Consider the following 14917-nt stretch of genomic DNA (forward strand, 5'->3'; position numbering starts at 1 on the left):
GATGATCATGAATCAAGTCACCCAAGCGCAGTTCGGGATGATCCCGCTGCAATTCATCGAGACCGACCCCAACCAGCCGCGACGGACATTTGATGAAAACGCCCTGCAGGAGCTGGCGGACAGCATCAAGGTCAGCGGCGTTATCCAGCCCATGCGGATGGCCACATCGGCCCTGATGCAACTGGCCACACTTTGCCAGGTTGACGCTAACGCCATCCGGAAGAAGCACCTCGATCCAGTTCTGGCTAAGCCCGCTGAGGCGCCTTCCTTAACAAAGCAGCCAACTCGTCCAAAGAAAGACGTCCAGAAAGATACCATCGATCCAGCTGCGGCATGGCCCTTCCCGAAGTCGCGGGAAGGAGCATGAGCATCGGCAAACTACACCAGCGCGATGAGAGGTGAGGCATGAAAGCTCAGATGTTCCTAGTGATGAAGTACGAAAGGATGACCATGACGTTGGCCGAGGTCTGCGACGAGATCAGCATGGAAACCGGGACCGCGCACAACAAGATATCTGCAGGCACGTTTCCCATCCCAACACGCAAGGAAGGTCGAAACCGGGTAGCGGACGTCCGTGATGTGGGCGAATACCTCGATCGCCAGCGCCAGGCGGCCAAGGAGGCCCATGAAACCCGCCACTGAGCTGATCACCGCCCCCATAAAAAAGACGCCCTCGGGCGTCTTTTTTTTGGTCGGCCTGGCGGCGACCTGCAACATCATAGGGCTGCCGCTGGCGCCACATACGCTCACCTCGATCACGAACTACAGTGCCCTCAGAAATCTTCTTAAACTCCCTCAGCACCCTCTTTGAGATGGCCATGTTTCCAGCGTCGTATGTATACGAACGAAGCTCCGAACTGCTGTTGAATCTATTTCACAAGCTATGATTAATTCTTTGGAATGATGCCCAGATTCATTAGCCGGTATTCCATCGCCTTAGTTGACGCTCCCAGCTTCCGAGCCAGGCTGTCTATGAACTGCACTTTCGGCACACCTTCGGAATTGTGTTCTTGCTTGTAAGACTGAATGATCTTATTACCCTCGGAAATAATTAACCGCTTAGGCATAAGTAATTCAGCCGCAAAAGTATTCGCTTCATATTCGTGAACATCCCAGTAAGATTCAGTCCTATTCATTGTGGTCTTAGTATCGACAAACGACTGTCGAGACTCCGACAAATGCAGACAATAGTGACCGAGCTCATGCGCTAACGTAAAACGCTTTCTCGGCCCATAACTGTTCTCCAATGGATTAATCCATATTTTCGCGCGCCCACCTTCTGAAAGCGAGATTTTTCCAACAGACGACATATCATCCATGCTGATGGATTCATCGATTTCGACTCCGAGAATTTTGGCGATCGCCATCAAATCAATTGGAGCAGCTACGTCGAAATCTTTTCGACTTTCGAGGTAATCCAGCAAAGCATCCGCATTTGGAAATTTCGAATGCTCTTGCACGGTATTTATTTCTGCATTCATGACTTTCCCCTACTTAATATTCCCAGCCAAATTATCCAAATCTTTACCGGATGCGTCAGCATGCTGCGTCGTCACGGTCGTGAGCTGATTTAACTTTTCCTCCAACTTGGTTTGGATATGTCGGGAGACATCTGGATTCTCAAAAGCCGCATTTACCATCTTCACGCCGAAGTCATCCTTGTTTTCCTTCAGCTTTGCTTGAATATCCAAAATCAAATGGTGAATTTGAGTCTCTTTACTCGTCGCAAACTGTTGCGTGAACCATAGGCCAGCCACTGCCAAAAAAACCGTAATAGCTACGAAAATAATCGTTGTGAACACGATGTACGTGTTCGCGATTGAAATCGCATCCGACAACTGTGGCTTTGTTGCCAGCGGGGAGAGATAGCTCAGCACGCAAAAAACAGCAACCCCTGATAACAAGCCACCCAAAAGACCCGAAAAAAATCCTGATCGACTACTGATTGCCATAGTTTCACTGTTTATATATACAGGCATAGTTATAAGATTTCAAGACCCACCGCCGTTTAATGGATCTGTTCCAAGCATTCTAGCAAAGCTAAAAGTTTAACAGGAGCAGACAGCGGCCCGAAAATAGACGTGAATTCACTATGCATGTCAAAACACATGCAGTCAGTTTCATCTCAGAGATGGCACCGAGAGGACGAATTTCCAGTCAAATTGGACATAATTTGGCCAAAATATTAACCCCGCCCTTATTTTATAAGCCCTACACACCTAATTCCATCCAGTCCATCATGGGGGCGACCGACAGGGTACGAGGAGGCAGGGCTTTCTTCATAAACTGACGAAATGCTTCATTAAAGTTCTGGGCCGGATGCCGGAAGACCAGACAACAAGCGCCGGGGATGAATAAACTTTCACTTACCCATTTCAGTGCCGAGGATCAGCCACAGCGAGCCAAATAGAAAGCCCGCAAGGCTTGCGCGTTGCGGGCTGGTGTCCCCTCTATCCTCTTCGAGATAGGATTTTTCGTACAGCAGACCCGATTTTGCACCACAATCCGGCAGCCGTCATTTCGCAATGCACAAAAACAGCGCAGCACAAATTATTTTGCACAAACGTTCATCCTGCTAAGAGATGAAATGAAGAGGAAAAACCAAGAGCAGCACCAACCTGACAGGCAATCTCCCTTGCCAGCAGCCACTTTAGCTGAATGGCAAAAAAAAAAGCCCACAACCGAAGTTGCGGGCTTGAATCCAATTCTTTAGGAGGAAATTGGAGGAGACAGGTGTAACTATATGGCAGTGCATCATGGCTGTCTGCTTTTTTGTACTGATATCAGTTATTCACAAACCAGATATCATCAGCAGCCTTGCCCACCATTCCCGACTCTTCACTGCAGGCAGGCCCCTATGAGCCCGCCCTTCCCTACTAACGATTTACATGGACTCTTCGCGCGAGGCCTTCTTACGCTCATGTTCCTTCAGGTGACGCTTGCGCAGGCGGATGCTCTTCGGGGTGACTTCGACCAGTTCGTCGTCCTCAATGAATTCCACTGCATATTCCAGCGACAGTTCGATCGGCGGCACCAGGCGCACGGCTTCGTCGGTACCAGAAGCACGCACGTTGGTCAGTTGCTTGCCCTTGATCGGGTTGACCACCAGGTCGTTGTCACGCGAGTGGATGCCGATGATCATGCCTTCGTACACCGGGTCGTTGTGGCTGACGAACATGCGACCGCGGTCCTGCAGCTTCCACAGTGCGTAGGCCACGGCAGCACCGTCGTCCTGGGAGATCAGCACGCCGTTGCGACGGCCGGCCAGCTCGCCCTTGGAAGTGTCCACCGGCTTGTAGTCGTCGAAGACGTGGCTCATCAGGCCGGTGCCGCGGGTCAGGGTCATGAATTCACCCTGGAAGCCGATCAGGCCACGCGCCGGGATGTGGTATTCCAGACGCACACGGCCCTTGCCGTCCGGTTCCATGTTCTGCAAGTCGCCACGACGACGGCCCAGTTCTTCCATGACGCCGCCCTGATGGGTTTCTTCGACGTCCACAGTCAGGTTTTCGTACGGCTCTTCGCGCACGCCGTCGACCATGCGGAACACCACGCGCGGACGCGAGACGGCCAGTTCGAAGCCTTCGCGGCGCATGTTTTCGATCAGGATGGTCAGGTGCAATTCACCACGGCCCGACACTTCGTAGGTCGAGTCGTCGTTCTCGGCCTGCACCACGCGCAGGGCCATGTTGGACTTCAGTTCCTTTTCCAGGCGGTCGCGGATCTGGCGGGTGGTGACGAACTTGCCTTCGCGGCCAGCCAGCGGCGAAGTGTTGACCATGAAGTTCATGGTCAGGGTCGGTTCATCGACCTTCAGCATCGGCAGGCCGTTGGGGGCATCGGGCGCACAGATGGTGGAGCCGATGCCAATTTCTTCGATACCGTTGATCAGCACGATGTCGCCAGCCAGGGCTTCATCGACCAGTACGCGCTCCAGGCCCTTGAAGGTCAGCACCTGGTTGATGCGGGCCTTGGTCGGCTTGTCTTCGGGACCGTTCATCCACACCACGTCCTGGCCACCCTTGATGCGACCGGCCAGGATACGGCCCACGCCGATCTTGCCGACGTAGGAAGAGTATTCCAGCGAGGTGATCTGCAGTTGCAGCGGTGCGTCCGGGTCATCCTTGCGGGCCGGCACGTACTTCAGGATGGCGTCGAACAGCGGCTCCATGTTGCCTTCGCGGGTTTCCGGATCCAGGCTGGCGTAGCCGTTCAGGCCCGAAGCGTAGATCACGGGGAAGTCCAGCTGTTCTTCGGTGGCGCCCAGCTTGTCGAACAGTTCGAAGGTGGCGTTGATGGCCCATTCGGCGCGTGCGCCGGGGCGGTCGATCTTGTTCAAGACCACGATGGGCTTCAGGCCCAGGGCCAGCGCCTTGCGAGTCACGAAGCGGGTCTGCGGCATCGGGCCTTCCTGGGCATCCACCAGCAGCAGCACCGAGTCCACCATCGACAGCACGCGCTCGACTTCACCGCCGAAGTCGGCGTGGCCTGGGGTGTCGACGATGTTGATGTGGGTGCCCTTGTATTCCACCGCGCAGTTCTTCGACAGGATGGTGATGCCGCGTTCCTTTTCGATGTCGTTGGAGTCCATCACGCGGTTGTCCACTTGCTGGTTGTCGCGGAAGGTGCCGGACTGGCGCAGCAGCTGGTCCACCAGGGTGGTCTTGCCGTGGTCAACGTGGGCGATGATGGCGATGTTACGAATTGCGCGGATATTGTTTGACATGGTGAATGTGGTTGGGAAATGCCGAATCTCGGGAGGCGCGCATTATAGCATGTTGCGACGCATGAACTTTGGAAAAACCTGTGTTATCAACGGCTTGCCGACGTCCCTGGCACATCGGAGAAGGCCGCACTGCAAGCCGTTTTGAAGCTATCTATCCTCAGGCGGTGGACACCAGCCTTTCGGGGGCCAGGATGGCGTATTCCTGCAACAGTCCGGTACCCAGCAGGGCGGCATCCGAACTGCGATAGACCCGCACGCGGCCAGTCTGCTGCGGCACCTGTACACCTTCCTTACCCAGCGGCAGGCGCTGGCCGTGCAGGAAGCGGCGCGCCAACTCATCGGTCAGTTGCACCGCCGGGAAGCTGCGCAACAGACCATCCACCGGCAGCAGCAGCGCCTTGCGGGACTCCAGCTCGCCAGCGGCCTCGAAAGCCTCCAGCGTGACTGCGCCATCGAGCGTGAGAGCACCGACCCCGGTGCGTCTCAGGGCATTGAGGTGGGCCCCACAGCCCAGTAATTCACCAATATCTTCACCCAGCACGCGGATATAGGTCCCTTTGCTGCAAGTGACGCGGATGCGCAACATCGGCGCCCGGTAGTCCAGCAGTTCCAGCGCGTGGATGGTGACATTACGGGCTTCGCGTTCCAGCGTAATGCCGGCGCGGGCGTATTCGTACAAGGGCTTGCCGTCGCGCTTCAAGGCCGAGTGCATGGGCGGCACCTGGCTGATGGGGCCGCGGAATTGCGCCAGGACCGCTTCGATCTGCTCCAGGCTAACCTCGACTGCGCGCTCGCTGATGACCTGCCCTTCGGTGTCGCCGGTATCGGTGCGCACGCCCAGATGGACGATAGCTTCATAGGTCTTGTCGGCTTCCAACAAGTCCTGCGAGAACTTGGTGGCTTCGCCAAAGCACAGCGGCAACAGGCCGGTGGCAAACGGGTCCAGCGTGCCGGTGTGGCCGGCCTTGGGCGCATTGATCATGCGCTTGGCGCGGATGAGCGCATCGTTGGAAGACAGGCCCACGGGCTTGTCCAGCAACAGCACGCCGTGCACCGGCACGCGCGGAGGGCGCGGCGCGCGGGGCGGCTGGCCGCGCTTGGCGCGCGGCTGCGGGGTATCAGGAGAAGCGGATGCGGTATCCGCCGTCGTATCGTCGGCCATGAAATGCAAGACCGGCCTCACGCTTCCCATGAAGGAAGACGCAGACCGGTGTGAAGAAAATGAAGAAAACTGCGAGACTGCCTGTGCAAGCGGCGCAGCCCGTACCGAGAGAACGCAGGCTCAGGCCTCGTCGTCCGAATCCTTGGCGCGGGTGGCGTTGGCCTCATCGATCAGGCGCGACATCTCAATGCCGCGTGCGGTCGAGTTGTCGTGCACGAAATGCAGTTCCGGCAAGGTGTGGATGGTCAGCCTGCGGCCCAACTGGGTGCGCAGATAACCGCTCGCCTTGCGCAGGCCGGCCAGGGTGTTCTTGATCGCTTCGGGGTTGTCCACCAGCGTGGTGAAGAAGACCTTGGCGTGCGCGTAGTCCGGGGTGACCTGCACTTCGGTAATGGTGATCATGCCCACCCGCGGATCCTTGAGCTCAAAGGCGATCAACTCCGACAGATCGCGCTGGATCTGATCGGCGACGCGCAAGCCGCGTCCGGGAATGGATTTGCTGTGTTTTGCCATGCTTTAAAAAAACAATCCGCCGAGGGCGTGGCAGGAGGATTCCCGCGTTGCTGCGACGGATCTTGCCAGTGAAGCCGGCGCATCGATAACGATACGCCGGCGTATTGCATTACAGGGTACGGGCGACTTCCTGGACTTCGAAGATTTCGAGCTGATCGCCCACTTCGATATCGTTGTAGCCCTTGAGCGAGAGACCGCACTCGAAGCCCGACTTGACTTCCTTGACGTCGTCCTTGAAGCGCTTGAGCGAGTCCAGTTCGCCGGTCCATACCACCACATTGTTGCGCAGCAGGCGTACTTGCGAGCCACGCTTGACCAGGCCTTCGAGCACGTAGCAGCCGGCAATCGAACCGACCTTGCTGACCACGAACACCTGGCGGATTTCCACCAGACCCAGGGCCTGTTCGCGCTTCTCCGGCGACAACATGCCCGACATCGCCGCCTTCACCTCGTCCACCGCATCATAGATGATGTTGTAGTAACGGATGTCCACGCCCGAGGCTTCGGCCAGCTTGCGTGCGGAGGCGTCAGCACGGGTGTTGAAGCCGATGATGACGGCCTTGGAAGCCACCGCCAGGTTGACGTCGTTTTCGCTGATGCCACCCACCGCTGCGTGCACCACCTGGACGCGCACTTCGGCCGTCGACAGCTTCTGCAGCGACTGCACCAGGGCTTCCTGGGAACCTTGCACGTCGGTCTTGATGATCATCGGCAGGGTCTTGACCTCGCCCTCGGTCATCTGGTCGAACATGTTTTCCAGCTTGGCGGCCTGTTGCTTGGCCAGCTTCACGTCGCGGAACTTGCCCTGGCGGAACAGGCCGATTTCGCGCGCCTTGCGCTCGTCGGTCATGACCACCACTTCTTCACCGGCGGAGGGCACTTCGGTCAGGCCCTGGATTTCCACCGGCAGGGACGGGCCTGCCTCGGCGATGTTCTTGCCGTTCTCATCCAGCATGGCACGCACACGGCCATAGGCCGAACCGGCCAGCACGACGTCGCCGCGCTTCAAGGTACCGGATTGCACCAGGATCGTTGCCACCGGGCCGCGGCCCTTGTCCAGCTTGGCTTCGATCACCAGGCCACGGGCTGGCACATCGACCGGTGCCTTCAGTTCCAGCACTTCGGCTTGCAGCAGGACGTTTTCCAGCAGCGAGTCGATGCCTTCGCCGGTCTTGGCCGACACGGCGATGAACGGAGCATCGCCACCGTATTCTTCCGGCACCACTTCTTCGGCGATCAGTTCCTGCTTGACGCGGTCGGGGTTGGCGCCGGGCTTGTCGATCTTGTTGATCGCCACCACCAGCGGCACACCGCCAGCCTTGGCGTGGGCAATCGCTTCCTTGGTCTGGGGCATGACGCCGTCGTCGGCGGCCACCACCAGAATCACGATGTCGGTAGCCTTGGCACCGCGAGCACGCATGGCAGTGAACGCCTCGTGGCCCGGGGTATCCAGGAAGGTGATCATGCCGCGCGGGGTTTCCACGTGGTAGGCGCCGATGTGCTGGGTAATACCACCGGCTTCACCCGAAGCCACCTTGGTGCGACGAATGTAGTCCAAGAGCGAGGTCTTGCCGTGGTCAACGTGACCCATGACGGTAACCACCGGGGCGCGCGGCAGGGCTTCGGCGTCGGCGTGTTCTTCGCCTTCGACCAGCAGCGCTTCCGGGTCGTCCAGCTTGGCGGCGTGGGCGCGGTGACCCATTTCTTCCACCACGATCATCGCGGTTTCCTGGTCCAGCACCTGGTTGATGGTGACCATCTGGCCCAGCTTCATCAGGTGCTTGATGACCTCGGAAGCCTTGACCGCCATCTTGTGGGCCACTTCGGCCACGGTGATGGTTTCGGGCACGTAGACATCGTGCACCACCGCTTCGGTGGGCACCTGGAAGTTGCTCTCACGCTGATCGTCGCCATGCGAGTGACGACGGCCCTTGGGGCCGGCACGCCAGCCATCACGACCACCGCCACCGGTGGCGCCACGCGACTTCATGCCGCCAGCGCCACGCTTCTTGGCGTCGTCCTGCCAGGTGGAGGAGACATTGGCCGACTTGATCGACTTCTTGTCTGCGGCCACGGCGGGCTTCTTGTCATCCTTCTTCTCGGCGGGCTTGGCGCCGGCCGCCGGCTTGTGCAACGTGCCTTCGGAGGTCTTGGCAGCAGGCGCGGCCGGTTCCGGTGCCTTGATGACGCGACGCGGCGCATTCATCATGGCCTTGATCTGGGCCACTTCGTCTTCCACGGCCTTGCGCGCGCGCTCGGCAGCAGCAGCACGGTCGGCGGCTTCCTTGGCGGCAGCATCGGCCTTTTTCTTCGCTTCTTCAGCAGCAGCGCGCTTCTTTTCTTCCACAGCCGGATCGACCGCAGCAGGCGCAGCCGGTGCCGCGGCAGCAGCAGGGGCCGGAGCAGCAGCAGCGGCAGCCGCCTTGGCCTTCTCGGCTTGGGCAGCGGCCGCAGCTTCTGCCGCCTGGCGCTTGGCTTCAGCTTCTGCGGCTTCGCGGGCACGTTGCTGTTCCAGCTCGGCAGCCTTGGCCTGGGCGGCGCGTTCGGCCTCCAACTGGGCCAGACGTTCTTGCTGGGCCTTCAGTTCGGCCTGACGGCGAGCCTCTTCCTGCTCACGTTCCTGCGCTTCGGCAGCCGCATCGCGCTGGATCGCTGCAGCACGCGCTGCAGTCTCTTCCACGCTGGGCTCGTCACGCTTGATGAAGGTGCGCTTCTTGCGCACTTCCACCTGGATCGTGCGCGATTTGCCGGTTGCATCGGCCTGCTTGATCTCGGTGGTTTCCTTGCGGGTCAACGTGATCTTTTTCTTATCGCCTTCCGGCGCGGCCCCACGCGAACGGCGCAGGTGTTCAAGCAGGCGGTCCTTGTCTTCCTTCGACAGGGAATCGGATGCAGAGCTCTTCTCGACCCCGGCCGAACGCAGCTGGGTCAGCAGCAGGTCAGCAGGCATCTTAAGCTCGGTGGCAAATTGGGCAACGTTGTTACTCGCCATTCAGTCCTCTTTTCTATGTGGCTCGGCAGATGATGTGGAGACGCTCCGCTTTTCAGCGGCCTTCGACTGCGCTCCATGCCTTGGCCTGCAGGGCCTTGGCGCGCTCATCGTATTTGGAATCGATGAGCTTCATTTCATCGTCGGTCACATCTTCAAATGCATTTTCAATCAGTTGGCGCGCGCGCTCGGAAGGCAGGGCCAGGATCGCGCCGAATTCGTCATAAGCCAGGCCAGCGAAGGCCGGCAGCGTCTTCACGCCAGCCAGACCCAGCTTGCCGGCCAGCACACGGTCCAGGCCTTCGAAGTTGATCAGCTCCTCATCCATGCCATCCAGGCCTTCTTCGGAGGCGATCGCTTCGGTCACCAGGGCGTCGCGGGCGCGGTTGCGCAGCTCATTGACGGTCTCTTCGTCGAACGATTCGATCTCGAGCATCTCGTTGATCGGCACGTAGGCGATTTCTTCCAGGGTCGAGAAACCTTCCTCGACCAGGATGTCGGCCACTTCCTGGTCAACATCGAGCTTTTCCATGAACAGCGTACGGATCAGCGCGGTCTCGGCCGCCGACTTGTCGGCCGATTCCTCGGCCGTCATGATATTGATCTGCCAGCGGGTCAGTTCGGCTGCCAGACGCACGTTCTGGCCACCACGACCAATGGCGATGGCGAGGTTTTCTTCATCCACCACCACGTCCATGGCGTGCTTTTCTTCATCGACCACGATCGAGGTGACGTTGGCCGGGGCCAGCGCGCCGATGACGAACTGCGCCGGATCTTCCGACCACAGCACGATGTCCACGCGCTCGCCACCCAGTTCGCCGGTCACGGCCTGCACGCGCGAGCCGCGCATACCGACGCAGGTACCGATGGGGTCGATGCGCTTGTCGGCGGTATAGACCGCGATCTTGGCGCGCACGCCCGGGTCACGGGCGGCCGACTTGATTTCCAGCGAACCTTGTTCGATTTCCGGCACTTCCAGCTCGAACAGCTTCATGATGAATTCGGGCGCGGTGCGCGACAGGATCACCTGCGGGCCACGGGCGCCGCGATCCACGCGCAGGATGTAGGCCCGCACCCGGTCGCCGATGCGCAGATTTTCCTTGGGGATCATCTGGTCGCGCGGCAGGCGGGCTTCGATCTTGCCGGATTCGATGATGGCGTCACCGCGCTCCATGCGCTTGATGGTACCGGTCACCAGGGCGTCGCCACGGGCCAGGAAGTCGGCCAGGATCTGTTCGCGCTCGGCGTCGCGGATGCGCTGCAGGACCACCTGCTTGGTATCTTGCGCGAAGCGGCGACCGAATTCGACGGATTCGATCGGATCTTCGATGTATTCGTCGACTTCGATATCGGGGAACTGTTCCTTGGCTTCGAACAGCAGCACTTCCTGGTCGGGCAGTTGCAGGCCGGCTTCGTCAGGCACCACGTGCCAGCGGCGGAAGGATTCGAACTCGCCGCTTTCGCGGTCGATCGAGACGCGAATGTCGACCTCGCCTTCATAGCGCTTCTTGGTAGCCTGCGCAAGCGCGTGCTCCAATGCGCCGAAGACGACTTCCTTATCGACGTTCTTTTCGCGCGCCAGCGCATCGACCAACAACAAAATTTCGCGACTCATCCTTTGCGACTCCTAAAATCGACCTGCGGCACCAGGTGTGCCTTATCCACATCGGCCAGCGTGAAATTCAACACGGCAGCCGACCCATCGTTTGCTTCAAATTCCAATACCAGTTCCTCGCCCTCGGGCTCGCGCAGCACGCCTTCGTAGGTCTTGCGGTTGGACGTGCCGGGCAAGGGTACGCGCAGCTTGATGACGGCTTCGCAATCGACGAAGCGCGCGAAGTCCGAGAACTTCTTCAAGGGGCGGTCCAGTCCGGGCGAGGAGACTTCCAGGCGCTCATAGGCCACGTCTTCGACGGTGAAGACGTGCAACAACTGATGCGTCGCCTTCTCGCAATCCTCGACGGTGATCGAACGCGCTTCTTCTGCTTCGGGGTCGAACGGAAAATCGATGAAGACACGCACCAGACCGCGCTGCGCCTTCTCGAACTCGACCAGTTCGTAGCCCAGGCCCGCGAGGGTGGATTCGATCAGCTCCAGCAATTGCAAGACTATTTCTCCATCAGGATGCCGGTGGCAGGGTTGCGACCGCCGGACATCTAAAATTGATCAGCAAAAAAAAAATGGGCATCTGCCCATCTTTTGTTATCTCACGCAACTCGAGATCACACATCACGCGAACCACCGTACTTCCATCGTTCATGGCGCAGGCGGATCTATCAATGATTTATCACATATGCGATTCGCGGCAGGTTGCGTTTAACTAACACATTATAACCGATACAGCTATGCGCAGCAATTCCGGAATGGTGTCAAATGTGCTCGAGGCGTCAAAAACGTCCATAAAAAACGTCATTGGCGCACTTCCTGCGAGCTTGCCAAGGGCAGCGGGGCTACACCGCAGCCTGCCCGATGCATTTCCACCGGGCAAGCCAGGCATCAGCGACCGCCGCGCCGGCGATTCATGCCTGGCAGGCCGCCCAGCATGAAGTTGGCGGCAGTATTGCCACCACGCTGCGGGCGATTGCCGCGACGCTGGCCATTGCCGATATCGGGGAAGCCCAGCGCGGTCTGCAGCGGATCAGGCTGGCGGCTCTTGGGCTGGCCACCCTTGTTGCCACCACCGTAGTTGCCGCCATTGCCATAGTTGCCACCACCCTGGTTGCCGAAGTTGCCGCCATTGCGGCCCTTCTGCGGCCCCTTGTTCTGCATGGCGTTGCCACGCGGACCATTGCCGTTACCATTGCCCTGGCCCTTGCCGGCATGACCGCCGTTGCCGGACTTGGCTTCACCAGCCTGCTTTTCCAGGCCACAAGCGGCCATCAGGTTGCGCACGGCGTTTTCTTCCAGCTCTTCCCAACGACCACGCTTCAAGGTCTGCGGCAGGGTCATGGCGCCGTAGCGGGTACGGATCAGGCGCGAAACTGTCAGGCCGACCGCTTCGAACATGCGGCGCACTTCGCGGTTGCGGCCTTCGCCGATGGTCACGCGATACCACTTGTTGACGCCTTCACCACCACCATCGGCGATGCGCGAGAACTGCGCCGGGCCGTCATCGAGCTCCACGCCCGCCAACAGCTTCTGGCGCATCCCCTCTTCCAGCTCGCCCAGGGTCCGCACGGCGTATTCACGCTCGATGTTGTAGCGCGGGTGCATCAGGCGGTTGGCCAGGTCACCGGAGGTGGTAAAGAGCAGCAGGCCTTCGGTATTGAAGTCCAGGCGACCCACCGCCAGCCACTTGCCGGCCTTCATGGTCGGCAGGCGGTCGAACACGGAGCTGCGGCCTTCTGGATCGGAATGGCTGACGATCTCGCCCGCGGGCTTGTGATAGACCAGCACGCGCGGCGGGCGCTTGCTCACCTTGCGCTGGATCAGCTTGCCATTGATGCGCACGGCGTCGGTGGGCAGGATGCGCTGGCCGATGTGAGCCGGCTCGCCATTGACCGAGACGCGGCCAGCCACGATCAGCTCTTCCATGTCGCGGCGCGAACCCAGACCGGCGTCGGCCAGCACCTTGTGCAGTTTGGGGGCATCGTCCTCGGCGGTGAGATCGCGACGGCCATTCTTGCCGCGCATCTGGTGCGCCTGGCGGCCACCGGCCTTGGCACCTTCGTCGCGGTCGTAGGCTTCGGAGGTCACGTAGGAAAAGATGTCATCGACCGGCTCGTTCGCGCGCAGGCCCAGTTGCGGCGCCTTGGGCTTCTTGCCGTTCTTGTCGAAATTCTTCTTGCCTTGCTGGCCAGCCTGGCCGGCATGTGCATTGTTCTTGCCGAACTGGCCGCGCGGCTGGTGGCGCTCGGCGGGGACAGCATCGCCCTCCCCCTTGCCCTGGGCGGGAGCGGCTTCGGCACCACCGGCCGCAGCGCGTTGCGCAGCGCGGTTGTTGCGCAGTGCGCGCGGACCACGCACCCCGCGGCGGGCTGGCTTGGCGCGATTGGGATCGACCGGCGCGTCCAGCAGCACGGGCGGCGCCACCACTTCCTCGCCCACGGTGACGATGACCTTGGGCAGTTCGGGCGTGACCGGGGCCGGCGCTGGTGCTGCCGCTTCAGGTGCGGCGGCAACCTTGGGCTTGGCCGCGCGCTTGGGCTTGGCCGCAGGTGCGACAGGCACACTCTCCATGGCCAGGCTCAGTTGGGCCGGGGCCTCAGCCACAGGAGCTGCAGCAGCCGGCTCCACCTTCTTGGCGCGCGGTTTGGTGGCACGCGGCTTTTTCTCGGGCGCAACAGCCGGCTCGGTGGCGACCACCGCAGCAGGAGCCGGTGCGGCCTCATCGGCTGCGACCTTCTTGGCGCGCGGCGCACGTTTTTTCGGTGCCGGGGCATTGGCGGCGTCAGCTTGCGGTGCGGCCGTAACCGACTCGACCGCAGCAGTCTCGGCCGCAGGCTTGCGGGTACGCTTCTTCACCGGCTTGTCGGATGCGGCGGCATCGGCCGCGGCCAGGTCGACCTGGGTGTCGTCTTTGGAACTAGTTGGCTTCATTCTTCGAATCTGGATGTGGCGGACGCGCGTCATCTTCCCGCTGATCGGCCCGCTCGGTGGTGTCGTTATGCTCGCCTGCCGCTTCGACGGCGGCCTCGTTGGCGTCTGTGCCAGTTACGGCAACGTCTTGCTCAAAAGGTTCTTGCACTGCTGGGGAAGCATCTTCACTGCCTGCAGCGCGCTCTTCCCCGGCGGCGGCTGCGATATCGGTGTGCTCGGCGGCTGGCGACTGCTCTGCCGGCTGCGTCTCTTCCATTTCGTTCACTTCTTTCACGTCTTGCGTGTCGGAAGCGTCGACGGTGTCAGCCTGGCCCTCCTGCGGCTCCTGCTCATCTTGCTCAGCCAAGGCGGCTACACCACCTTCGAGCGCCTGCAATTCCAGCAATGCGCCCTGGGCGGCAGCCTCGCCGCTGACCTGCTGCAGCGGCGGCAATTCTTCCAGCGAACTCAGGCCCAGGTCATCCAGGAACTTGCGGGTGGTGGCAAACAGTGCCGGGCGGCCCGGTACGTCGCGATGACCGATAGACTCGATCCAGCCCCGGTCTTCCAACATGCGGATGGTCTGGGTGTTGACCGCCACGCCGCGAATCTCTTCGATGTCACCGCGCGTGACCGGCTGGCGATAAGCGATGATGGCCAGCGTTTCCAGCGTGGCGCGGGTGTACTTGGGCGGCTTCTCTGGATTCAGGCGCTCCAGGTAGACCTTCATTTCCTTACGGCTCTGGAAACGCCAGCCGGTCGACAGGCTGACCACTTCCACGCCCTTGTCGGCCCAGTCGGCGCGCAGCTCTTCGAGCATCTGCCGGATGGTCTCGGCATTGATGTCGCTGCTCTCTTGGCTCTCGGGATCGACGTACAGCTTCTTCAGATCATTGATCGACAGGGGCTCATGCGTGCAAAGCAATGCAGTTTCGAGGACTTTCTTGGCCTCAGCAATATTCATGTACCACTCTTGTGCGTCTTGTTGTTAACAAAAGTTCGGCTTGCA

General features: G+C 60.2%; 12 protein-coding genes. 2 read left to right on the forward strand and 10 right to left on the reverse strand.

All coding sequences use genetic code 11. From position 1 onward, the window contains the following. The first annotated feature begins 7 nt into the window (after positions 1 to 7). Complete coding sequence (locus tag RC54_RS19095; protein ID WP_061788749.1) at positions 8 to 367, forward strand: ParB N-terminal domain-containing protein; 360 nt, start codon at positions 8 to 10, stop codon at positions 365 to 367. Positions 368 to 405: 38 nt separating this feature from the next. Then, on the forward strand, positions 406 to 642 hold the full coding sequence (locus RC54_RS19100) for a hypothetical protein (RefSeq protein WP_082803055.1): 237 nt from the start codon (positions 406 to 408) through the stop codon (positions 640 to 642). A 245-nt stretch (positions 643 to 887) separates the two neighbouring features. Here RC54_RS19100 and RC54_RS19110 read toward each other — a convergent pair whose 3' ends face one another. The 10 genes from RC54_RS19110 to scpB form a co-directional block, all read right to left on the reverse strand. Then, a complete protein-coding gene (locus RC54_RS19110; protein ID WP_061788747.1) occupies positions 888 to 1481 on the reverse strand; it encodes an ImmA/IrrE family metallo-endopeptidase in 594 nt (197 codons plus the stop codon). Between the two features lie 9 nt (positions 1482 to 1490). Beyond that, on the reverse strand, positions 1491 to 1952 hold the full coding sequence (locus RC54_RS19115; protein ID WP_156481260.1) for a hypothetical protein: 462 nt from the start codon (positions 1950 to 1952) through the stop codon (positions 1491 to 1493). Between the two features lie 932 nt (positions 1953 to 2884). Continuing rightward, positions 2885 to 4726 carry a translational GTPase TypA gene (gene typA / locus RC54_RS19120; protein WP_058896491.1) on the reverse strand — a complete coding sequence of 614 codons (1842 nt, stop codon included), beginning with the start codon at positions 4724 to 4726 and terminating at the stop codon, positions 2885 to 2887. A gap of 157 nt (positions 4727 to 4883) precedes the next feature. Further along, the gene (truB, locus tag RC54_RS19125; protein WP_061788745.1) at positions 4884 to 5888 is read right to left on the reverse strand and encodes a tRNA pseudouridine(55) synthase TruB; all 1005 of its coding nucleotides are present in this window, start codon (positions 5886 to 5888) and stop codon (positions 4884 to 4886) included. 120 nt (positions 5889 to 6008) lie between these two features. Next, positions 6009 to 6401, reverse strand: coding sequence for a 30S ribosome-binding factor RbfA (gene rbfA, locus RC54_RS19130; protein WP_058896493.1), 393 nt, complete (start codon positions 6399 to 6401; stop codon positions 6009 to 6011). 109 nt (positions 6402 to 6510) lie between these two features. Continuing rightward, the gene (infB, locus tag RC54_RS19135; RefSeq protein WP_058896494.1) at positions 6511 to 9393 is read right to left on the reverse strand and encodes a translation initiation factor IF-2; all 2883 of its coding nucleotides are present in this window, start codon (positions 9391 to 9393) and stop codon (positions 6511 to 6513) included. A 52-nt stretch (positions 9394 to 9445) separates the two neighbouring features. Next, entirely contained in the window at positions 9446 to 11005 is a 1560-nt protein-coding gene (nusA, locus tag RC54_RS19140) for a transcription termination factor NusA (RefSeq protein ID WP_017452119.1), read from the reverse strand. Then, positions 11002 to 11496, reverse strand: a complete 495-nt coding sequence (rimP, locus tag RC54_RS19145; RefSeq protein ID WP_061788744.1) for a ribosome maturation factor RimP — start codon at positions 11494 to 11496, stop codon at positions 11002 to 11004. The genes nusA and rimP overlap by 4 nt, the downstream gene beginning before the upstream one ends. 390 nt (positions 11497 to 11886) lie before the next feature. Then, positions 11887 to 13929 carry a 23S rRNA pseudouridine(2605) synthase RluB gene (gene rluB / locus RC54_RS19150; protein WP_061788743.1) on the reverse strand — a complete coding sequence of 681 codons (2043 nt, stop codon included), beginning with the start codon at positions 13927 to 13929 and terminating at the stop codon, positions 11887 to 11889. Further along, positions 13916 to 14872, reverse strand: coding sequence for an SMC-Scp complex subunit ScpB (scpB, locus tag RC54_RS19155; RefSeq protein WP_061788742.1), 957 nt, complete (start codon positions 14870 to 14872; stop codon positions 13916 to 13918). Before scpB ends, rluB begins: the two co-directional genes overlap by 14 nt. Positions 14873 to 14917 lie beyond the last annotated feature (45 nt).

Source organism: Herbaspirillum rubrisubalbicans, assembly GCF_003719195.1.
GTDB classification, from domain to species: domain Bacteria; phylum Pseudomonadota; class Gammaproteobacteria; order Burkholderiales; family Burkholderiaceae_D; genus Herbaspirillum; species Herbaspirillum rubrisubalbicans.

Coding starts and splice junctions, on each gene's coding strand:
- rbfA (WP_058896493.1), bottom strand. CDS start 6,401: ATGGCAAAACACAGCAAATCCATTCCCGGACGCGGCTTGCGCGTCGCC.
- RC54_RS19115 (WP_156481260.1), bottom strand. CDS start 1,952: ATGGCAATCAGTAGTCGATCAGGATTTTTTTCGGGTCTTTTGGGTGGC.
- rluB (WP_061788743.1), bottom strand. CDS start 13,929: ATGAAGCCAACTAGTTCCAAAGACGACACCCAGGTCGACCTGGCCGCG.
- typA (WP_058896491.1), bottom strand. CDS start 4,726: ATGTCAAACAATATCCGCGCAATTCGTAACATCGCCATCATCGCCCAC.
- scpB (WP_061788742.1), bottom strand. CDS start 14,872: ATGAATATTGCTGAGGCCAAGAAAGTCCTCGAAACTGCATTGCTTTGC.
- nusA (WP_017452119.1), bottom strand. CDS start 11,005: ATGAGTCGCGAAATTTTGTTGTTGGTCGATGCGCTGGCGCGCGAAAAG.
- truB (WP_061788745.1), bottom strand. CDS start 5,888: ATGGCCGACGATACGACGGCGGATACCGCATCCGCTTCTCCTGATACC.
- RC54_RS19095 (WP_061788749.1), top strand. CDS start 8: ATGAATCAAGTCACCCAAGCGCAGTTCGGGATGATCCCGCTGCAATTC.
- infB (WP_058896494.1), bottom strand. CDS start 9,393: ATGGCGAGTAACAACGTTGCCCAATTTGCCACCGAGCTTAAGATGCCT.
- RC54_RS19100 (WP_082803055.1), top strand. CDS start 406: ATGAAAGCTCAGATGTTCCTAGTGATGAAGTACGAAAGGATGACCATG.
- RC54_RS19110 (WP_061788747.1), bottom strand. CDS start 1,481: ATGAATGCAGAAATAAATACCGTGCAAGAGCATTCGAAATTTCCAAAT.